This window comes from Enterobacter sp. JBIWA003, from assembly GCF_019968825.1.
In the GTDB taxonomy this organism is placed as follows: domain Bacteria; phylum Pseudomonadota; class Gammaproteobacteria; order Enterobacterales; family Enterobacteriaceae; genus Enterobacter; species Enterobacter quasiroggenkampii.
In genome coordinates this window covers 905,590-926,618 of the sequence record NZ_CP074170.1, presented here as the reverse complement: position 1 = coordinate 926,618, position 21,029 = coordinate 905,590, and the positions used below count along the sequence as shown (strand labels likewise).

At 56.2% G+C, this 21,029-nt stretch carries 21 protein-coding genes; 14 read left to right on the top strand and 7 right to left on the bottom strand.

The window, feature by feature from the left end; translation table 11 throughout:
- Window positions 1-81: 81 nt before the first annotated feature.
- Window positions 82-2,511, bottom strand: coding sequence for an ATP-dependent helicase HrpB (gene hrpB, locus KGP25_RS04405; protein ID WP_223540030.1), 2,430 nt, complete (start codon window positions 2,509-2,511; stop codon window positions 82-84).
- 73 nt (window positions 2,512-2,584) lie between these two features.
- On the opposite strand from hrpB, the gene thpR reads away from it, so the two are divergent.
- From thpR to panD, 9 genes are all read left to right on the top strand, one after another.
- Complete coding sequence (gene thpR, locus KGP25_RS04400; RefSeq protein ID WP_223540029.1) at window positions 2,585-3,139, top strand: RNA 2',3'-cyclic phosphodiesterase; 555 nt, start codon at window positions 2,585-2,587, stop codon at window positions 3,137-3,139.
- Window positions 3,129-3,833, top strand: coding sequence for a DNA/RNA nuclease SfsA (sfsA, locus tag KGP25_RS04395; protein WP_039265695.1), 705 nt, complete (start codon window positions 3,129-3,131; stop codon window positions 3,831-3,833). Before thpR ends, sfsA begins: the two co-directional genes overlap by 11 nt.
- A 176-nt stretch (window positions 3,834-4,009) precedes the next feature.
- Entirely contained in the window at window positions 4,010-4,465 is a 456-nt protein-coding gene (dksA, locus tag KGP25_RS04390; RefSeq protein WP_001155232.1) for an RNA polymerase-binding protein DksA, read from the top strand.
- A 59-nt stretch (window positions 4,466-4,524) separates the two neighbouring features.
- Complete coding sequence (gene gluQRS / locus KGP25_RS04385; RefSeq protein WP_223540028.1) at window positions 4,525-5,415, top strand: tRNA glutamyl-Q(34) synthetase GluQRS; 891 nt, start codon at window positions 4,525-4,527, stop codon at window positions 5,413-5,415.
- Window positions 5,416-5,457: 42 nt separating this feature from the next.
- Window positions 5,458-6,855, top strand: a complete 1,398-nt coding sequence (gene pcnB, locus KGP25_RS04380; RefSeq protein ID WP_080347332.1) for a polynucleotide adenylyltransferase PcnB — start codon at window positions 5,458-5,460, stop codon at window positions 6,853-6,855.
- Window positions 6,852-7,331, top strand: coding sequence for a 2-amino-4-hydroxy-6-hydroxymethyldihydropteridine diphosphokinase (gene folK / locus KGP25_RS04375; protein WP_111967237.1), 480 nt, complete (start codon window positions 6,852-6,854; stop codon window positions 7,329-7,331). The genes pcnB and folK overlap by 4 nt, the downstream gene beginning before the upstream one ends.
- 123 nt (window positions 7,332-7,454) lie before the next feature.
- A complete protein-coding gene (gene panB / locus KGP25_RS04370) occupies window positions 7,455-8,246 on the top strand; it encodes a 3-methyl-2-oxobutanoate hydroxymethyltransferase (protein WP_008501941.1) in 792 nt (263 codons plus the stop codon).
- An 11-nt stretch (window positions 8,247-8,257) separates the two neighbouring features.
- Complete coding sequence (gene panC, locus KGP25_RS04365; RefSeq protein WP_008501942.1) at window positions 8,258-9,109, top strand: pantoate--beta-alanine ligase; 852 nt, start codon at window positions 8,258-8,260, stop codon at window positions 9,107-9,109.
- A gap of 34 nt (window positions 9,110-9,143) precedes the next feature.
- Window positions 9,144-9,524 carry an aspartate 1-decarboxylase gene (gene panD, locus KGP25_RS04360; protein WP_003856284.1) on the top strand — a complete coding sequence of 127 codons (381 nt, stop codon included), beginning with the start codon at window positions 9,144-9,146 and terminating at the stop codon, window positions 9,522-9,524.
- Window positions 9,525-9,527: 3 nt separating this feature from the next.
- Here the strand turns inward: panD and KGP25_RS04355 are convergent, their stop codons facing one another.
- The 4 genes from KGP25_RS04355 to KGP25_RS04340 form a co-directional block, all read right to left on the bottom strand.
- Window positions 9,528-10,775 carry a polysaccharide deacetylase family protein gene (locus KGP25_RS04355; protein WP_223540027.1) on the bottom strand — a complete coding sequence of 416 codons (1,248 nt, stop codon included), beginning with the start codon at window positions 10,773-10,775 and terminating at the stop codon, window positions 9,528-9,530.
- 64 nt (window positions 10,776-10,839) lie between these two features.
- The gene (locus KGP25_RS04350) at window positions 10,840-11,280 is read right to left on the bottom strand and encodes a PTS sugar transporter subunit IIA (RefSeq protein ID WP_045907814.1); all 441 of its coding nucleotides are present in this window, start codon (window positions 11,278-11,280) and stop codon (window positions 10,840-10,842) included.
- Window positions 11,281-11,384: 104 nt separating this feature from the next.
- Window positions 11,385-12,155: an ABC transporter permease gene (locus tag KGP25_RS04345; protein WP_032675960.1), complete on the bottom strand. Its 771-nt coding sequence runs from the start codon at window positions 12,153-12,155 to the stop codon at window positions 11,385-11,387.
- Window positions 12,152-13,078 (bottom strand): ABC transporter ATP-binding protein, encoded by a 927-nt coding sequence (locus KGP25_RS04340; protein WP_008501946.1) that lies wholly within the window; start codon window positions 13,076-13,078, stop codon window positions 12,152-12,154. The genes KGP25_RS04345 and KGP25_RS04340 overlap by 4 nt, the downstream gene beginning before the upstream one ends.
- Window positions 13,079-13,185: 107 nt before the next feature.
- On the opposite strand from KGP25_RS04340, the gene can reads away from it, so the two are divergent.
- Window positions 13,186-13,848, top strand: a complete 663-nt coding sequence (gene can, locus KGP25_RS04335) for a carbonate dehydratase (protein WP_008501947.1) — start codon at window positions 13,186-13,188, stop codon at window positions 13,846-13,848.
- An 87-nt stretch (window positions 13,849-13,935) separates the two neighbouring features.
- On the opposite strand, the gene hpt is transcribed toward can, so the two are convergent.
- Complete coding sequence (gene hpt, locus KGP25_RS04330; protein WP_008501948.1) at window positions 13,936-14,472, bottom strand: hypoxanthine phosphoribosyltransferase; 537 nt, start codon at window positions 14,470-14,472, stop codon at window positions 13,936-13,938.
- A 208-nt stretch (window positions 14,473-14,680) separates the two neighbouring features.
- Between hpt and KGP25_RS04325 the strand changes: the two genes are divergently transcribed.
- Window positions 14,681-17,071, top strand: a complete 2,391-nt coding sequence (locus KGP25_RS04325) for a pyrroloquinoline quinone-dependent dehydrogenase (protein ID WP_048225662.1) — start codon at window positions 14,681-14,683, stop codon at window positions 17,069-17,071.
- An 85-nt stretch (window positions 17,072-17,156) separates the two neighbouring features.
- Here KGP25_RS04325 and cueO read toward each other — a convergent pair whose 3' ends face one another.
- Window positions 17,157-18,725, bottom strand: a complete 1,569-nt coding sequence (gene cueO / locus KGP25_RS04320) for a multicopper oxidase CueO (RefSeq protein WP_223540026.1) — start codon at window positions 18,723-18,725, stop codon at window positions 17,157-17,159.
- Window positions 18,726-18,870: 145 nt separating this feature from the next.
- On the opposite strand from cueO, the gene KGP25_RS04315 reads away from it, so the two are divergent.
- From KGP25_RS04315 to speD, 3 genes are all read left to right on the top strand, one after another.
- A complete protein-coding gene (locus KGP25_RS04315) occupies window positions 18,871-19,218 on the top strand; it encodes a YacC family pilotin-like protein (protein ID WP_045327862.1) in 348 nt (115 codons plus the stop codon).
- 115 nt (window positions 19,219-19,333) lie between these two features.
- Window positions 19,334-20,203: a polyamine aminopropyltransferase gene (gene speE, locus KGP25_RS04310; RefSeq protein WP_039265690.1), complete on the top strand. Its 870-nt coding sequence runs from the start codon at window positions 19,334-19,336 to the stop codon at window positions 20,201-20,203.
- Entirely contained in the window at window positions 20,204-20,998 is a 795-nt protein-coding gene (speD, locus tag KGP25_RS04305; RefSeq protein WP_008501953.1) for an adenosylmethionine decarboxylase, read from the top strand.
- Window positions 20,999-21,029: the final 31 nt, after the last annotated feature.

Here is a 21,029-nt window from a genome sequence, read left to right as displayed (position 1 = left end):
AAAGAAGAAATCTCTCAAAATTAGTTCTCCCTCTCCCTGTGGAAGAGGGCTAGGGTGAGGGCATCAGGCCGCACATCCCGTTCAGGAATACTTCTTCGTCCGCTTCGTCGGCGCCGTATTCGCCGGATCGTCCGGCCAGACGTGTTTGGGGTACCGCCCCTTCATCTCTTTCTGCACGTCACGGTAGCTCCCCGCCCAGAACGCCCCTAAATCTCGGGTGATCTGCAAGGGGCGATGCGCAGGCGACAGCAGCTCAAGCACGAGCGGCACGCGCCCTTCAGCGATAGACGGCGTGGTTGCTTCACCAAACATCTCCTGCATACGAACCGCCAGCGCCGGCGGATTATCCTCATGATAACGGATGGCAATCCGGCTTCCGGTCGGCACAGTGTAATGCCCTGGCAGTTCACTATCCAGACGTTGACGCAATGACCAGTCCAGTAAATTCTGTAACGCAGTCTTAACATCAAGCGCCTTAAGGGCGCGCAGAGAGTGCACGCCGCTCATCTGCGGCAGTAGCCAGCGTTCAAGCGTAGCCAGCAGCGTCTCGTCATCCACCGCTGGCCAGCCATGCTCCGGTAGCCACTTTGCGGCGCAGTGCAGGCGAATGCGATACTGTTCCGCCTCCGGCGTCCAGTTCAGCACGCTCAGCCCTTTTTCCCGAATGCCGTTCAGCATAGCCTGATGAAGCTCGTCTTCCGACGGCTTCGCCAGCGGCTTCGTCCCGAGCGTCAGTTTCCCAATCTGACTACGACGAAACGCCTTCAGCGTGCCCTGCGCATCATCCCACTCGACGATGTCCGATTGCTTAAGCAACTGCGGACAGCTACGGGTCAGGGCATCGATATCGACGGCAATCGCCTGCAGGATACGCGCGTCGGGGGAGTTGCTCCCCTGCAGCAGGAGCGGCGCAATCAGCCACTCATGACGCGTCAGGGCGTCATCGCTGTCCAGCATCGCCCCCATGCCGTTTGCCAGCTGATAGCGGCCGTCCAGCCCGCGCCGACGCGCAATTCGATCCGGAAACGCCTGCGCTAACAGCCGGGAAATCTTCTCGCTGTCTGGCACGCCGCCGCGGCTGTTAAGCCGCTTGCACAGTTGCTGCGCTCGCTGCTGCCAGTTCCCCTGATTGCGCGAAAATGCCTGCCCCAGATCGCTGCTGCCTCCGCGCGGCGGCTCCTCAAGGATAGCCGCCAGTTTTGCCGCCGTGGCAATTTCATCATCCCCTTGCGCGGCCACCAGCATCGCGGCCAGACGCGGCTCGTTGCCCAGCGCCGCCATTTTCTGGCCGCGTACCGTCAGACGTTCGCCTTCCAGCGCGCCAAGCTCAGTCAACAGACTGCGCGCAGCGGTGAGGTTAACGACAGGGGGAGAATCAAGCCAGGTGAGCTGCCCAGGATCCGGACAACCCCACTGCAGCAGATCCATCACCAGGCCCGACAAATCACTTTGTAAAATTTCCGGCGTGCTTTGCTGCGCCGCGCGTTCTGCCTGTTCCGCGCTGGTCAAATGCAGGCAGATCCCAGGCTCAAGACGCCCCGCACGGCCCGCGCGCTGCACCATTGACGCCTGGCTGATGCGCTGCGTCAGGAGTTTAGTCAACCCGGTGCGCGGATCAAAGCTTGCCACCCTCTCCTGCGCGCTATCGACCACCAGGCGAATACCTTCGATGGTCAAACTGGTTTCAGCGATGTTGGTTGCCAGCACCACCTTGCGCTGCCCCACCGGGGCAGGAAGGATAGCTTTACGCTGCTCCTGCAGCGACAGCGCGCCGTAGAGCGGGCACAGCAGTACATCACCGCCTACGCGAGAGGAAAGCTGCTCCTGCACGCGCTGGATCTCACCGACACCCGGCAAAAACAGCAGCAGGGAACCGGGTTCCTGGCGCAGCAGTTCAGCGGTGGCAATGGCGACCGCCTCGTCAAAACGCAGGTGGGAGGGAAGTGGTTGATAGCGGCGTTCAACAGGAAACGCCCGCCCTTCAGAGCTGATGACCGGCGCATCAGGTAGCGCCTGCCGTAGCCGCACATTGTCCAGCGTCGCCGACATTATAAGCAGACGGAGATCGTCGCGCAGCCCCTGCTGAACGTCCAGCAACAGCGCAAGGGCCAGATCCGCCTGCAGGCTGCGCTCGTGGAATTCATCCAGGATCACCAGCCCGACGCCGGTCAGCTCCGGATCGTTTTGCAGCATGCGGGTGAGAATACCCTCGGTGACCACCTCAAGGCGCGTGGTCGAGCCCACGCAGGTCTCGGCGCGCATCCTGTAACCTACCGTTTCGCCCGGTTTTTCATTCAGCAGTTCCGCCAGGCGCTGCGCCACGTTGCGCGCGGCCAGCCTGCGCGGCTCCAGCAGGATAATTTTCCCGCTGATGTTCCCGTCTTTCAGAATTTGCAGCGGCAGCCAGGTGGACTTACCCGCCCCCGTCGGGGCATTCAGCAAAACCTGCGGGGCATGGCGTAAGGCAGCGAGAAGGTCAGGAAGAACGACGGCGACCGGCAATGAGGACACTAACAGCTCCAGAGGGTTAACATTAGTCGGCGTACATTGTAGCATCGGCGCATATCATTACCGAGTCCTCCGTATGCCTGAGTCGAAACGGCTTTTTTTTGCCATTGAATTGCCCACAACACTACAGCGTCAAATTGTTCGCTGGCGCGCCGATCGCTTCCCGCCGGAAGCCGGTCGCCCGGTCGCGGCGGCTAACCTGCACCTGACGCTGGCCTTTTTGGGCGACGTCAGTGCCGAAAAACAGCGGGCGTTAGCCGCACTGGCCGGGCGTATTGTCCAGCCGGAATTTACGCTACACCTCGACGACGCGGGTCAGTGGCTGCGTTCGCGTGTGGTCTGGCTGGGGACGCGTCAGCCTCCGCGCGGATTATTACAGCTGGCGAACATGCTGCGCGCGCAGGCGGCGCGCAGCGGCTGTTATCAAAGCCCGCAACCGTTTCATCCGCACATTACCCTGCTGCGCGATGCCGGTCAGGCCGTTGCCATCCCGCCGCCGGGTTTTCACTGGGCTTTTCCGGTCAACACATTCGCGCTTTATGAATCCGTCTTTGCCCAGGGACGCACCCGCTATACGCCGCTACAGCGCTGGACGCTGGGCAACACCGAAAGGAACGCTGATGAAGTTTAGTCCTCCCCTGCAGCACGCTACGCTTATCCAACGCTACAAACGCTTCCTCGCCGATGTGATCACGCCTGAAGGTGAACCGCTCACCCTGCACTGCCCCAATACCGGTGCCATGACGGGATGCGCGACGCCGGGTGACAGGGTCTGGTATTCCACATCAGAAAATACTAAACGCAAATATGCCCATACCTGGGAAATGACCGAAACCCAGAACGGGGCATTTATTTGCGTTAATACCCTGCGCGCCAATCAACTGGTTAAGGAAGCGCTGACCCATGGCGTAATTCCCGAACTGGTTGGTTATGGCACGCATAAAAGCGAAGTGAAATATGGCGATGAAGGCAGCAGAATTGACTTCATGTTACAGGCGGAAGACAGGCCGGAGTGCTATATTGAAGTGAAATCAGTGACGTTAGCGGAACAGGAAAATGGCTACTTCCCGGATGCGGTAACGCTACGTGGCCAGAAGCATCTGCGAGAGCTAATGAGTGTTGCGGCGGCGGGCAAACGCGCCGTATTGCTGTTTGCAGTGTTGCATTCAGCCATTGAACGTTTCTCCCCTGCCCGCCATATTGATCCTAAATACGCGCAATTGTTGAATGAGGCACAAAAGCAGGGGGTAGAGGTTTTCGCTTATAAAGCGGAACTTTCTGCCGATAATATGACTCTGAGATCCTCTCTTCCCATTGTCTTATAAGGGATTAGACGATTGACGATTAAGTGTTCTGGCCGCGTGCGCAAATACGCTTTTCCTCACAGGCTTGTCAAGTGTTACGTTTAGATAATTGCCATACGGAAAAGCATCTGCTATTTATAGCGACCTGATTTTTCCCCCAACACGGGGATCGATAGTGCGTGTTAAGGAGAAGCAACATGCAAGAAGGGCAAAACCGTAAAACATCGTCCCTGAGTATTCTCGCCATCGCTGGGGTGGAGCCGTATCAAGAGAAACCGGGCGAAGAGTATATGAACGAAGCCCAGCTGTCGCACTTCAAGCGTATTCTTGAAGCATGGCGTAATCAACTCAGGGATGAAGTCGATCGCACCGTTACTCATATGCAGGATGAAGCTGCTAACTTCCCGGACCCGGTAGACCGTGCCGCTCAGGAAGAAGAGTTCAGCCTCGAACTGCGTAACCGTGACCGCGAACGCAAACTGATCAAAAAGATCGAGAAAACGCTGAAAAAAGTCGAAGACGAAGATTTTGGCTACTGCGAATCCTGCGGTGTTGAAATTGGCATTCGTCGCCTGGAAGCGCGTCCAACCGCCGATCTGTGCATCGACTGCAAAACGCTGGCCGAAATCCGCGAAAAACAGATGGCCGGTTAATACCAGCGCTGTTTACACACTCCAAAGGCGGGAGTCTCTCCCGCCTTGTTACTGTTGATATGTCTGAATCACACTATATTGGGCGCTTCGCGCCATCTCCTTCCGGTGAATTACACTTCGGCTCATTAATTGCCGCGCTCGGCAGCTACCTGCAGGCTCGCGCCAGCCAGGGAAAATGGCTCGTCCGCATCGAAGATATTGACCCTCCGCGTGAAGTTCCCGGTGCAGCAGAGACCATTCTGCGTCAGCTGGAACATTACGGTCTTCACTGGGATGACGAGGTTCTGTGGCAGTCAAAGCGTCATGAGGCCTATCGGGAACGTCTGGCCTGGCTTCGCGCTCAGGGGCTTTCCTATAACTGCACCTGCACCCGCGCACGCATCCAGAGCGCAGGCGGCGTTTATGACGGCCACTGCCGCACGCTGAACAACGGTCCTGAAAATGCCGCCGTGCGCATCAGACAGCACTCCCCGGTGATGCACTTTAACGATTTACTCTCCGGTGAAATTCATGCCGATGAACGTCTGGCGCGTGAGGATTTTATTATTCACCGTCGCGATGGCCTGTTCGCCTACAACCTGGCCGTGGTGGTGGACGATCATTTTCAGGGCGTGACGGAAATAGTGCGCGGAGCGGATCTGGTCGAGCCGACCGTGCGACAAATCTCGCTCTATCATCAGTTTGGCTGGACGGCACCGGATTACATTCATCTGCCGCTGGCGGTTAATGCGCAGGGCTTAAAATTGTCAAAGCAGAACCACGCCCCGGCCCTGCCAGACGGCGATCCGCGTCCTGTTTTGATCGACGCGCTGCAATTTCTCAACCAGAATGTAACCAACGAATGGCAGGATCTGCGTATTGACGAACTGCTGAAAATGGCCATTGCTAACTGGACGCTCGCGGCAGTGCCAAAAATCCAGCATTCTCAAATGCGTTGCGCTGAGCTATGATTAGCCGCTTTTTTCATAACAAAACACACTACGAGGTGTACCATTTTTACCCGAGTCGCTAATTTTTGCCGTAAAGTGCTAAGCCGCGAAGAGAGCATGGCGAACGATGCTATTGCACAGCCACACATGTCGGTTATTCCGCGTGAGCAGCACACTATTTCCCGCAAAGATATCAGTGAAAATGCCCTCAAGGTGCTCTATCGTCTGAATAAAGCGGGCTACGAGGCCTATCTCGTGGGCGGTGGAGTGCGTGATTTACTGCTGGGCAAAAAACCCAAAGATTTCGACGTGACGACCAGCGCCACGCCTGAGCAGGTGCGCAAATTATTCCGTAACTGCCGTCTCGTTGGCCGCCGTTTCCGTCTGGCTCACGTAATGTTTGGGCCGGAAATCATCGAAGTGGCGACCTTCCGCGGTCATCACGAAGCGGGCGCGTCCGATCGCACGACGTCGCAGCGCGGCCAGAACGGTATGCTGCTGCGCGATAATATCTTCGGTTCCATCGAAGAAGATGCCCAGCGTCGCGACTTCACCATCAACAGCCTTTATTACAGCGTCGCGGATTTCACCGTGCGCGATTACGTCGGCGGCATGCAGGACCTGAAAGAAGGTCTGATCCGCCTGATCGGCACGCCGGAAACGCGCTACCGTGAAGATCCCGTGCGTATGCTGCGCGCCGTGCGTTTCGCCGCCAAGCTGAATATGCGCATCAGCCCGGAAACGGCTGAGCCAATCCCGCGTCTGGCGACGCTGATTAACGACGTGCCGCCTGCTCGCCTGTTTGAAGAGGCGCTGAAGCTGCTGCAGGCCGGCCACGGTTTTGAAACCTACAAACTTCTGCGCGAATACAACCTGTTCCAGCCGCTGTTCCCGACCATTACCCGCTACTTTACCGAAAACGGTGACAGCCCAATGGAGCGGATGATTGCGCAGGTGCTGAAAAATACCGATACCCGCATTCGCAACGACATGCGTGTGAACCCGGCGTTCCTCTTTGCCGCGATGTTCTGGTATCCGCTGCTGGAAACGGCACAGCGTATTACCCAGGAGAGCGGGCTCGCCTATTACGATGCGTTCGCGCTGGCCGCCAACGACGTGCTGGACGAAGGCTGCCGCACGCTCGCCATTCCGAAACGGATTACCACCCTGGTGCGCGACATCTGGCAGCTTCAGCTGCGCATGTCCCGTCGTCAGGGCAAACGCGCCTGGAAGCTGATGGAGCATCCTAAATTCCGCGCGGCCTTCGATCTCCTGTCGCTGCGCGCGGAAATTGAACGCAACCAGGAGCTGCAGCGTCTGGCGCAGTGGTGGGCTGAATTCCAGGTCTCCGCCCCGCCAGAGCAGAAAGATATGCTGACCGGGCTGGATGAAGAGCCGGAACCGCGTCGCCGTCATCGTCGCCCGCGCAAACGCGCGCCGCGTCGTGAAGGAACAGCATGACCCTCGCGTATATCGCCATCGGCAGCAATTTAGCCTCTCCGCTGGAGCAGGTGAATGCTGCCGTACAGGCGCTGGGCGACATCCCACAGAGTCGGATCGTGGCGGTCTCCTCGTTCTACCGCACACCGCCGCTGGGGCCACAGGATCAGCCAGACTACCTTAACGCCGCCGTGGTCCTTGAGACTGAACTGGGTCCCGAAGCGCTGCTGGACAATACCCAGCGTATTGAGCTTCAACAGGGCCGTGTGCGCAAAGCCGAACGCTGGGGCCCCCGCACGCTCGACCTCGACATTATGCTGTTTGGTCACGAGACGATTAACACTGAACGTCTCACCGTTCCGCATTACGACATGAAAAATCGCGGGTTTATGCTCTGGCCACTGTATGAAGTTGCCCCTTCCCTTACCTTCCCTGACGGGCTCTCGCTAAAGGCCGTTCTCAACAGTCTCGGTGCGGAAAAACCCGCTCGCTGGTAAAGCCGTTTTTTTATTGGTTAACCATAAAATATTTGTGGTTAATCGATTGCCTAAAATCATTGTTCCCTCGAATGTTACTGTTAGAATGCGCAAAGATTCGCTTTTGGGCTATCAGGAAACAGTATGAAACCAACCACCATCTCCTTACTGCAGAAATGCAAACAGGAAAAAAAACGCTTCGCCACCATCACCGCGTATGACTACAGCTTCGCCAAACTGTTTGCCGAAGAGGGGATCAACGTCATGCTGGTCGGGGATTCGTTAGGGATGACGGTACAAGGACATGATTCCACTCTGCCGGTGACGGTTGAGGACATCGCTTACCATACCCGCGCCGTGCGCCGTGGTGCCCCAGCCTGCCTACTGCTTTCCGATCTGCCGTTTATGGCCTATGCCACGCCGGAACAGGCATTCGAAAACGCGGCGGCAGTGATGCGTGCCGGTGCCAATATGGTCAAAATTGAAGGCGGCGCCTGGCTTGTTGATACGGTGAAGATGCTCACCGAGCGCGCCGTGCCGGTGTGCGGGCATTTAGGCCTGACGCCGCAGTCCGTCAATATCTTCGGCGGCTACAAGGTGCAGGGCCGCGGCGATGCCGCCCAGACGCTGCTGGATGATGCTCTGGCGCTGGAAGCCGCAGGTGCACAGCTGCTGGTGCTGGAGTGCGTGCCGGTTGAGCTGGCGAAACGCATTACCGACGCGCTGTCCATTCCGGTGATTGGTATCGGGGCAGGCAACGTGACCGACGGTCAGATTCTGGTGATGCACGATGCCTTCGGTATCACCGGCGGACACATCCCGAAATTTGCCAAAAATTTCCTCGCCGAAGCGGGCGACATGCGCGCTGCGGTCAGGCAGTATATTGCCGACGTTGAATCCGGTGTTTACCCGGGTGAAGAACACAGTTTCCATTAAGGAGTCTCGTTGTGCTAATCATTGAAACCCTGCCGCTGCTTCGCCAGCATATCCGCCGCGCGCGTCAGGAAGGTAAACGTATCGCACTGGTCCCGACCATGGGCAATCTGCATGACGGCCACATGAAGCTCGTCGACGAAGCCCGCGCGCGGGCAGATATCGTGGTGGTCAGTATCTTCGTGAACCCCATGCAGTTTGACCGCGCAGACGATCTGGCGCGCTACCCGCGCACCCTGCAGGAAGATTGCGAGAAGCTCAAAAAACGCCACGCGGATATCGTCTTCTCACCTGCACCGGCGGATGTTTACCCGCAGGGTACCGAAGAGGCAACCTACGTTGACGTCCCGGGCATTTCCACCATGCTCGAAGGCGCGAGCCGCCCGGGCCATTTCCGCGGTGTTTCCACCATCGTCAGCAAGCTGTTCAACCTGGTACAGCCGGACGTTGCCTGCTTTGGCGAGAAAGACTTCCAGCAGCTGGCGCTGATCCGCAAGATGGTTGCGGATATGGGTTACGATATCGAGATTGTCGGCGTACCGATCGTACGCGCAAAAGACGGCCTGGCACTCAGCTCGCGTAATGGCTACCTGACCGCCGAACAGCGTAAAATCGCGCCGGGTCTCAGCAAGGTCATGAACACCATGGCTGAGCAGATGCTGGCAAAAGAGTTAACAGCAGAAGAGATTATCGCCCTTGCCGAGCAGGCGCTTAACGATAAGGGGCTTCGTGCTGACGACGTACAAATTCGTGATGCTGATACGCTGCTGGAATTAACCCAGAACAGCAAGCGCGCAGTCATCCTGGTGGCGGCCTGGCTAGGTCAGGCGCGTCTGATCGACAATAAAGTGGTTGAGCTGGCGTAGTTCCTTTCACCCCTGATAATTATAGGTAAACGTAATGATTCGCAAAATGCTGCAAGGTAAGCTTCACCGTGTGAAAGTCACGCAGGCCGACCTGCACTATGAAGGCTCCTGCGCCATTGACCAGGATTTCCTTGATGCAGCAGGTATCCTCGAAAACGAAGCGATTGATATCTGGAACGTGAACAACGGTAAACGCTTCTCTACCTACGCGATTGCCGCCGAGCGCGGTTCTAAAATCATCTCCGTTAACGGCGCTGCGGCGCACTGCGCGGACGTGGGTGATATCGTGATCATCGCCAGCTTCGTGATGATGTCTGACGAAGAAGCGCGTCGCTGGCAGCCTAAAGTCGCCTACTTCGAAGGCGACAATGAAATGAAGCGCACCGCAAAGGCGATTCCGGTTCAGGTTGCCTGATGTTTATCCCTGCGGCTGATTGCTGATCAGCCGCGACATCGTCTCCAGCGAATCCGTTCTTAAGATATACAGGCGCTTCAGCAAGAACGGATTATCCCCCGGCTTGACCTTCCCTCGTACCGTCGTCACCGCCAGATGGAACCCGGCGTCATTCGCAGCTTTAATTGCCTTATCGTCATAACCGCCGAAAGGATACGAGAGGTAGAGCACGTGCGGGTTAAACTGCGTCAGGTCCCGGCGCGAGCGCTTAAAATCAAACAAAATATTGTGATAGCTGCGGCTCAGTAAAATGGGCTGATGGTTGTCGTCGACGCGGTGCAGGAAGTGCGTGTGGGACTGATAGTCGAACACGTCATGCATCTGCTCCAGCTCCGACACGCTCATAAACTGCAGAAATTTTGGCGCCCATTTTTGCGGGTGGCGCTTGATACGCGACGAGATGATGAACGCCGTCGCCTTAAAGCCATACGCTTTGAGGATCGGGTAAGCATAGCGATTAACGGACTTCAGGCCATCGTCGAAGGTAATCACCACCGATTTCGCCGGCAAGTTCATCTTGTTGCGCACATACCCTTCCAGCTGATACAGGGTCAGAGTGGTATAGCCCTGATCGCGCAGCCAGGTCATCTGGTTGTTGAACGCACGCACGCTGGTGGTCGTGGAGGTATGGCGAAAACGGGTGTTCTCTTCGTCGCGCAAAATATGGTGGTAGGTAATGACCGGAATGCCGTTATCTTCCTGCGCGTCCAGGCTGCTGATCCAGGCCAGGCGGTTGCCGATGCGGATCTGGAACCAGGTCTGATTGAGGCGATCTTTGAGCTTGTTCAGGATCGGATAGCGAAGATTGGCGCTTAAGGTGCCGAAGGGTGCGCTACCGTTGTTCGGGGCGTTATAAACGGGCGTGTCTTTCCACGTTATCAGGTTTTGATTGCTCAGCGGTTTATTCAAATCCCCCAGGCCATCCTCGACGCGCTGTTTGCCCTGCACCGGCTCCAGGTGCCCCTTGTCGATAAAGCCCGTGCCAAATCCGAAGCGAAATTCATAGTAGTCCGCCGCCGCAGGCACCACCGCAAGGATCTGCCCTGCCCGCACGTTGCCAACGTTAATGACGCTGTTGCCGACCTGCGCCCAAATCGCCGCATCTTCGGTGGTTTGCATATATTGAGCAGGCAGTCTTTGCTGACTTAATAAACTGGCAGAAGAAGTGCCGGAGACGAACATCAATAGCAGGAAAACAATACGCGTGAACATGAGGGTCTTATTCGAAGCGGAAATACTTATGCCATTGTAGCAAAAGCGACATCAATACCAATGTTTAATTCTTATACAGATCATGAAGCAGGACAAAGGGGGGATTTTTTTGCTGCTGATGCCACAAGCTGCTGACGCCCGGTGTACCCTGCGCGACGATAGCGTTACGGAACGCCGCGCTGGTTAATGTTTCGCGCTGGGGATACATCATTTCAAGCAATGGAAGGCTAATACCGGAGATCACCTCGCAGCCGTCGTGCTTATGGCTCATCAGGGCCGCAGCACGGTACGGCGCCGCGCCGGATTTATCAGTAAGAAAAATGACGCCCTCTCCGGTGTCGGTTTCATGCAGGGCATCGCACATCATCCGGCCAAGCATGTTGGTGCTCAAGCCGCGCCAGTAGTTGACGGCGCGACACTGTGGCAGTGGACCAAACCTGGCTTCCAGCTTCAGCAGCATGTCCTGCGCCCGTTCATCGTGGCAGGTGATAACCCATCCCAGCATAACTCTCTCCTTAGCAGGCAAGTAGTTTAGCGGAGTGAAGGTTAGCTTATGGTGATAACTGTCAAAGAAAATGCCCGGCAAACAGAATGTCGCCGGGCTGAGGGCTAGCTGCGCAGACCGCGTCCGCGCTGGATCAGGTACCAGCACAGCAGGTAGAAGACGATGATGAACACCGCCAGCACCGCCACCGTGGTAAACAGCGGCACATCGGTGATGCCGAGGAAGCCGAAGCGGAAGCCGCTGATCATATAGACGATCGGGTTCAGGTGCGACAACGCCTGCCAGAACGGCGGCAGCAGCGTCAGGGAGTAGAACACCCCGCCAAGATAGGTCAGCGGCGTCAGCACGAAGGTCGGGATCAGGCTGATGTCGTCAAACGTTTTGGCAAACACGGCGTTCAGCAAACCGGCCAGCGAGAAGAGGATTGCCGTCAGGAGCAGCGTCAGCGCGACGAACAGCCAGGAGTGCACCTGGAACGGGACAAAGAACAGCGAAATCGCCGTGACCAGGATCCCGACGCACAGCCCGCGCGCCACGCCGCCGCCGACGTAACCGGCAATAATGACGTGCGTTGGCACCGGTGCAACCAGCAGCTCTTCAATATTGCGCTGGAACTTGGCGCTAAAGAACGATGACGCCACGTTGGCATAGGCGTTGGTGATCACCGCCATCATAATCAGGCCCGGCACGATAAACTGCATATAGGTAAAGCCGTGCATCTCACCAATCCGGGAACCAATCAGGTTACCGAAGATGATGAAATAGAGCGTCATCGTGATGACCGGCGGCACCAGGGTTTGCACCCAGATGCGCATAAAGCGGTTAATCTCTTTCGCCCAGATGCTTTTCAGCGCGACCCAGTAAAGATGCGTCATGCCTTGTCTCCTTGTTTATCCTGCACCAGAGAGACAAACAGCTCTTCCAGTCGGTTCGCTTTGTTACGCATACTTAAGACCTGAATACCCTGCGCGCTCAGCTGTGAAAACACGCTGTTGATGCCCTGCTCGCGCAGCACTTCCACTTCCAGCGTCGAGGTATCGACGAGGCGGTATTGATAACCTTCGAGCTTCGGCAGCGGGCTCTTTGCCGCCAGATCGAGAATAAAGGTTTCTGACTTCAGCTTGGAGAGCAGGTTCTTCATCGAGGTGTTTTCCACCAGCTCGCCGTGCTGAATGATGCCGATGTTGCGGCACAGCATTTCTGCCTCTTCCAGATAGTGGGTGGTCAGAATAATGGTGGTGCCTTTGTCGTTGAGGTCTTTCAGGAAGCCCCACATGGAGCGGCGCAGTTCAATATCGACACCCGCCGTTGGCTCATCAAGAATCAGCAGTTTTGGCTCGTGCATCAGCGCGCGGGCAATCATCAGGCGGCGCTTCATCCCGCCGGATAACATCCGGGCGCGTTCGTTACGCTTTTCCCACAGGTCGAGCTGCTTGAGGTATTTTTCGCTCCGCTCCAGGGCCTCTTTACGCTCAACGCCGTAATAACCCGCCTGGTTAACGACGATCTGCTGCACCGTCTCAAACGGATTGAAGTTGAACTCCTGCGGCACCAGACCCAGCTGGCGCTTGGCGTTCACCACATCTTTTTGCAGGTCATAACCAAAGACGCTCACCCGGCCGGACGTTTTATTGACCAGCGAACTGATAATCCCAATGGTGGTCGATTTCCCCGCGCCGTTCGGCCCCAGAAGCGCGTAAAAATCACCGGCCTCTACTTTTAGATCTATTCCGCGCAGCGCCTGAACGCCGCCCGGATAGGTTTTTTTAAGCTGCTCAAGCTCCAGTGCAATTGCCATGAAATTAACTTACCTTCAGTTCTGACACACGTTGTGTGGTTTCATTAAAAGTCGGGTTACCCTATAGTAGCGCAACGCAATTACTCGGTTACAGGTCGCTAACCTCCATGAACAACATAGATACACTCATCAGCAACAATGCACTATGGTCAAAAATGCTGGTGGAGGAAGACCCCGGATTTTTTGGAAAACTCGCGCAGGCGCAAAATCCACGCTTTCTCTGGATTGGATGCTCCGACAGCCGCGTACCGGCGGAGCGCCTGACCGGCCTCGAGCCCGGCGAACTGTTTGTTCACCGCAACGTAGCCAACCTGGTGATTCACACCGATCTCAACTGTCTTTCTGTTGTTCAGTATGCCGTTGACGTTTTGCAAGTCGAGCACATCATCATTTGCGGCCACTACGGCTGCGGCGGCGTGCAGGCAGCGGTTGAAAACACGGAGCTGGGGCTCATTGATAACTGGCTGCTGCACATCCGCGATATCTGGTTCAAACATAGCTCACTGCTGGGCGAAATGCCGCAGGAGCGTCGCATGGATACCCTGTGTGAACTCAACGTGATGGAGCAGGTGTATAACCTGGGCCACTCAACGATCATGCAATCAGCGTGGAAACGCGGGCAGAAGGTCTCGATCCACGGCTGGGCGTACGGTATTCACGACGGTCTGCTGCGCAACCTGGAAGTGACCGCCACCAACCGGGAAACGCTGGAGCAGCGTTACCGTTCGGGAATTGCCAACCTTCAGCTTAAGCACGTAAACCATAAATAAAGCCGGGTGGCGGCTGCGCCTTACCCGGCCTACATGTGCCCATTCGTAGGCCCGGTAAGCGCAGCGCCACCGGGCAACAAACCGCAATTACTCGTCCAGCAATACCACTTTCCCAACATACGGCAGATGGCGATAACGCTGTGCGTAGTCAATACCGTAACCGACGACGAATTCGTCCGGGATAGAGAAGCCCACGAACTCTACCGGCACCTGCACTTCACGGCGATCAGGTTTATCCAGCAGGGTGCAAATCGCCAGCGATTTTGGCTCACGCAGGCTCAGGATCTCGCGCACTTTTGACAGCGTGTTGCCGGAGTCGATAATGTCCTCAACGATCAACACATCTTTGCCACGAATATCTTCATCCAGATCTTTCAGGATTTTCACATCACGGGTGGTGGACATGCCGCTGCCGTAGCTGGAGGCGGTCATAAAATCGACCTCATGGGGCACGTGCACTTCACGGCACAGGTCGGCCATGAACATGAAAGAGCCGCGCAACAGACCGACCAGCACCATTTCGCTGCCGCTGTCCTTGTAATGTTCGGTGATTTGACGACCCAGTTCGGCGATACGCGCTTTGATCTCGGCTTCCGGGATCATCACTTCAACAGTATGTTTCATATTACTAACCAAATGATTTTAATGAAAATCTCTCAATACGGATGAGTTAATATCCAGCACTGATACGCAAGCCAGCCATTATATCAGCAAATGGATAACCCTGGCGTATGAGTTATAAAAAGCAAATATTGTGATTCCGATCACACTTGTTAATACCTATAATTAGTTGCTAGCAAATTATTAACAAAAACTGACGAGTACACTTTCTATGGCTGAAACAAACTCTAAACAGCCGCGTCTACTGGTGACATTAACAGCGCTATTCGCCGCCTTCTGCGGCCTGTACCTGTTAATCGGTGGCGTCTGGCTGGTCGCGATCGGCGGCTCCTGGTACTACCCGATTGCGGGCCTGGTTATGCTTGGCGTAACCGTCCTGCTCTGGCGTAGAAAACAATCTGCACTGTGGCTGTATGCCGCACTCCTTCTTGCCACCATGATCTGGGGCGTCTGGGAAGTCGGCTTTGACTTCTGGGCGCTGACGCCGCGCAGTGACATCCTGGTCTTCTTCGGTATCTGGCTGATCCTGCCGTTCGTCTGGCGTCGCCTGATCGTGCCGTCCAGCGGTGCCGTTGCGGCGCTGGTGGTGGCGCTGCTGATCAGCGGCGGTATCCTCACCTGGGCTGGCTTTAACGACCCGCAGGAGATCAACGGTACGCTGAACGCAGAATCCACGCCTGCGGCAGCGATCTCACAGGTTGCTGACGGCGACTGGCCTGCCTATGGTCGTAACCAGGAAGGCCAGCGTTACTCTCCGCTGAAGCAGATCAACGCGGACAACGTTAAGAACCTGAAAGAAGCATGGGTATTCCGTACCGGCGACCTGAAGATGCCGAACGATCCCGGTGAACTGACCAACGAAGTGACGCCAATTAAAGTCGGCGATATGCTTTATCTGTGTACGGCGCACCAGCGTCTGTTCGCGCTCGACGCGGCCACCGGTAAAGAGAAATGGCACTTCGATCCGCAGCTGAACTCCAACCCGTCCTTCCAGCACGTGACCTGCCGTGGCGTCTCTTATCACGAAGCGCGCGCCGATAACGCGAGCCCGGAAGTGGTTGCCGACTGTCCGCGCCGCATCATGCTGCCGGTCAACGATGGTCGTCTGTTCGCCATCAATGCCGAAACGGGCAAGCTGTGTGAAACCTTTGCCAACAAAGGTATCCTGAATCTGCAGACCAATATGCCGGACACCACGCCGGGTCTGTACGAGCCAACCTCGCCGCCAATCATCACCGATAAAACCATCGTGATTGCCGGTTCGGTAACGGATAACTTCTCCACGCGTGAAACCTCCGGCGTTATCCGCGGTTTCGACGTGAATACCGGTAAACTGCTTTGGGCCTTCGACCCGGGCGCGAAAGATCCGAATGCGATCCCGTCGGACGAGCACACCTTTACCTTTAACTCGCCAAACTCCTGGGCACCTGCTGCGTATGACGCGAAGCTGGACCTGGTCTACCTGCCGATGGGTGTTACTACGCCAGATATCTGGGGCGGTAACCGCACGCCGGAGCAGGAACGTTATGCCAGCGCTATCGTGGCATTGAACGCGACCACCGGTAAGCTGGCCTGGAGCTATCAGACCGTTCACCACGATCTGTGGGATATGGATATGCCGTCCCAGCCGACGCTGGCGGACATTACCGTTAACGGCAAAACCGTTCCGGTGATTTACGCCCCGGCGAAAACCGGCAACATCTTCGTACTGGATCGCAGCAACGGCAAGCTGGTTGTGCCGGCACCGGAAAAACCGGTTCCGCAGGGTGCGGCGAAAGGTGATTACGTCAGCAAAACCCAGCCGTTCTCCGATCTGAGCTTCCGTCCGAAGAAAGACCTCAGCGGGGCAGACATGTGGGGTGCCACAATGTTTGACCAGCTGGTGTGCCGCGTGATGTTCCATCAGCTGCGCTATGAAGGCATCTTCACGCCGCCTTCTGAGCAGGGCACGCTGGTCTTCCCGGGTAACCTGGGGATGTTCGAGTGGGGCGGGATCTCCGTTGACCCTAACCGTCAGGTCGCTATCGCCAACCCAATGGCGCTGCCGTTCGTTTCCCGTCTGATCCCACGCGGTCCGGGCAACCCAATGGAGCAGCCGAAAGACGCGAAAGGCAGCGGTACCGAAGCCGGTATTCAGCCGCAGTATGGCGTACCGTTCGGCGTAACGCTGAACCCGTTCCTGTCGCCGTTTGGTCTGCCGTGTAAACAGCCTGCCTGGGGTTACATCTCCGGTCTGGATCTGAAAACTAACCAGATCGTGTGGAAAAAACGTATTGGTACCCCGCAGGACAGCATGCCGTTCCCGATGCCGGTTCCAGTGCCGTTTAATATGGGTATGCCAATGCTGGGTGGCCCAATCTCCACCGCCGGTAACGTGCTGTTCATCGCGGCAACCGCAGATAACTACCTGCGCGCGTACAACATGACCAACGGTGAGAAACTGTGGCAAGGCCGTCTGCCAGCGGGTGGACAAGCTACGCCGATGACCTATGAAGTGAATGGCAAGCAGTACGTTGTCATCTCTGCGGGCGGTCACGGTTCGTTTGGCACGAAGATGGGCGACTATATTGTCGCGTATGCACTGCCTGACGAAAACAAGTAACTGAAAAGCCCGGTGGCGCTTACGCTTACCGGGCCTTCGGGTACGCTATGTAGGCCGGGTAAGGCGAAGCCGCCACCCGGCTTTTTTATACGGTAAAGCCCAGCATCATCCCCGTATCTTCATGCTCCAGCAGATGGCAGTGCGCCATATAGGCAAACTCCTTCGGCGCATCGTGGTCAAACTTCACCAGCACCTCGCTGACGCCGCCTTCCACCTTCACCGTATCCTTCCAGCCCGCGCGATGCGCGTCCGGCGCGTTGCCGTTCTCAGAAAGAATGCGGAACTGCGTGCCGTGAATATGGAACGGATGCAGCATCATGTCCCCTTCACCTGAAATCACCCAGCGCTCAAACTGCCCTTTTGTCGCTGCAAACATCGGCGTGTTCATGTCGAACGCTTTACCGTTGATCATATTGGCGTTATGGAAATCAAAGCCATGGTCGCCGTGATTCATGTTCCCCATGCCACCCATTTTGCCGTGGTCCATATTCATGTGGCCCATCATCTGCCCGTGATGCATCCCCGCCATCGCCTTATCACCATATTTCGCCATCAGCGCCTGCATGCCCATCATATCGAGCATCGGGTTCATGGAGAGCTGCAGTTTGCGTTGCGTAAGCCCATCAAGCGACGGAAGTGCCGGCAGAGTGGTTAACGTATCAGGCAGCGTGCCGGAAGCGGTCACCTGTAACGGCTGAATACGCAGCACCGGATGCGGCTTGTCAAACGGCGCGACCGCCATCCCCATCTGACTAACCGGCAGGGTCACGAGGTCAAACGCCTTGCCGTCGCTGATATCCACCAGCACCTCAAAACGCTCCCCCATCAGCATCGGCAGTTCGTTGACCTTCACCGGCTCAGGCAGCAGCCCGCCGTCGCTGGCGACCACGTACAGCGGACGCTTATCGCTGGCGGCGAAGTTGAGTGAACGCGCGTTACAGCCGTTAAGCAGACGCAGTCGCAGCCAGCCTTTCGGCGCAGCGTGCTGAGGATAAATGGCGCCGTTGGTCAACAGCGTGTCGCCAAACCAGCCTACCGCCGCGCTCATCACGTCCAGTTGGTAGTCAATTTGCCCGTCAGCGGTGAATTTCTTGTCCTGCACAATCACCGGCACATCGTCGATGCCCCATTGTTTCGGCAGGCGCAGCAGGCGGCTCTCGTCGTCTTCAATCAGCACCAGTCCCGCCAGCCCCATCGCCACCTGATGGCCCGTTTTGCCATGCTGATGCGGATGGAACCAGCAGGTCGCCGCACGCTGGTCGGGCGTAAAGGTGACGCTGCGCGAACCGCCTGCTTTGATGATGCCCTGCGGCCCGCCGTCTACCTCGCCCGGCACTTCCAGTCCGTGCCAGTGCACCGTCGTCTCTTCAGCAAGCGTATTGTGGATATCCACCGTCACCGCCTTCCCTTTGCGCAGCTGCAGCGCCGGGCCGAGCAGATTACCGTTATAGCCCCAGGTTGTCGCGTTGTGCGCACCAAACAGCGTGCTGCCGGACTGAACAACAAGCTTGATACGGCTACGGGCATCCGCGGTCAGCAAATCAGGAATGGGTAAGGCAGGCCTGTCAGCCGCAAAAACCGCGCGGCTCCAGAGAGGCAATGCGCTGGCAGCACCCAGCGCCACGGAATATTTTAAAAAATCACGACGTTGCATGTTCATTTCCTTATTTCCAGCAGGCGATCTTTTGAGCATAAACCCTCCCCTTACCGGAAGGTCAAGTAAAGCGGCAATAATAAAGATCGTCGCACTGGCACCAAGTATGCTAACGTTAATTTTCCGTGAAGAAGTGGTAGAAGCAATGAAGACGTTTTTCAGGACAATTTTGTTCGGTAGCCTGATGGCAATGTGTGCGAACAGCTATGCGCTAAGTGAAAATGAAGCGGAAGATATGGCCGATTTAACGGCAGTTTTTGTATTCCTGAAAAATGATTGTGGCTACCAGAATTTACCCAACGGGCAAATTCGCCGCGCGCTGGTCTTTTTTGCCCAGCAGAACCAGTGGGATCTCAGCAACTACGACAGCTTCGACATGAAGGCGCTCGGCGAAGACAGCTACCGTGACCTAAGCGGTATTGGCATTCCCACTTCTAAAAAATGCAAAGCGCTGGCTCGCGACTCACTCAGCCTGCTCGCCTACGTCAAATAACCTTCCCGACGCCCCCTGTTGAACCTATAGCCGTGCAACCACGGTAATAGTTAGCTATCATGTTTCGCTCATTTTTTGTGAGCGTAACGGATGTTAACAAAGGAGGAGTCCGCGTATGGCCGACCACACGTTGTGGCATGAAACACTGCATGACCAGTTTGGTCAGTACTTTGCCGTTGATAACGTGCTCTATCATGAGAAAACCGATCACCAGGATCTGATCATCTTCGAGAATGCTGCCTTTGGCCGCGTCATGGCCTTGGACGGCGTCGTGCAAACGACCGAGCGAGATGAGTTTATCTATCATGAGATGATGACCCACGTCCCTCTGCTGGCACACGGCCACGCGAAGCATGTCCTGATTATCGGCGGTGGCGACGGCGCAATGCTGCGTGAAGTTTCCCGCCATCGTTCCATTGAAACCATCACCATGGTGGAAATCGATGCGGGCGTCGTCTCTTTCTGCCGCCAGTATCTGCCCAACCACAATGCCGGCAGCTATGACGACCCGCGCTTTAGCCTGGTGATTGACGACGGCGTTAACTTCGTTAACCAGACCTCGCAGACCTTTGACGTGATCATCTCCGACTGCACCGACCCTATCGGCCCCGGCGCATCGCTGTTTACCTCCTCGTTCTACGAAGGCTGCAAGCGCTGTCTGAACCCGGGCGGGATCTTCGTCGCCCAAAATGGCGTCTGCTTCCTGCAGCAGGATGAAGCGCTGGATAGCCACCGTAAGCTGAGCACCTATTTCGAGGATGTCAGCTTCTATCAGGCGGCAATTCCAACCTACTACGGCGGGATCATGACCTTTGCCTGGGCGACGGATAACGACGTCTTACGTCATCTCTCCACCGAAATTATTCAGGCCCGCTTCCATCAGGCCGGTCTTCAGTGCCGATACTACAATCCGGCTATTCATACCGCAGCGTTTGCTCTGCCGCAGTACCTGCAAGACGCATTATCCACTAAGGGGGTGAGCTAATTGAAAAAGCTTAAACTGCATGGCTTTAACAACCTGACCAAAAGCCTGAGTTTTTGTATTTACGATATCTGCTATGCCAAAACAGCGGAAGAACGCGATGGTTACATCGCCTATATCGACGAACTCTACAACGCCAACCGTCTGACCGAGATCCTGTCAGAAACCTGTTCCATTATCGGCGCCAACATCCTGAATATCGCCCGACAGGATTATGAACCTCAGGGCGCCAGCGTGACCATTCTGGTCAGCGAAGAGCCGGTCGACCCGAAGCTTATCGACAAAACGGAACATCCGGGCCCGCTGCCGGAAGTGGTTGTTGCCCACCTGGATAAAAGCCATATCTGCGTCCATACCTACCCGGAGAGTCACCCCGAAGGTGGGCTGTGTACGTTCCGCGCCGATATTGAAGTGTCGACCTGCGGCGTGATTTCCCCGCTCAACGCGCTGAACTATCTCATCCACCAGCTGGAATCGGATATCGTCACGATTGATTATCGCGTGCGCGGCTTTACCCGTGATGTCAACGGCATGAAGCACTTCATCGACCACGAGATCAACTCTATTCAGAACTTTATGTCCGAGGACATGAAATCACTGTATGACATGATGGACGTGAACGTGTATCAGGAAAACATCTTCCATACCAAGATGTTACTTAAGGAATTCGACCTTAAGCACTATATGTTCCACACGAAGCCGGAAGATTTGAGCGAAGAAGAGCGTAAGGCGATTACTGACCTGCTCTGGAAAGAGATGCGCGAGATTTACTACGGCCGTAATATTCCGGCCGTGTAAGTGTTGCCCGGAGCAGGGACGCTTCGGGAAG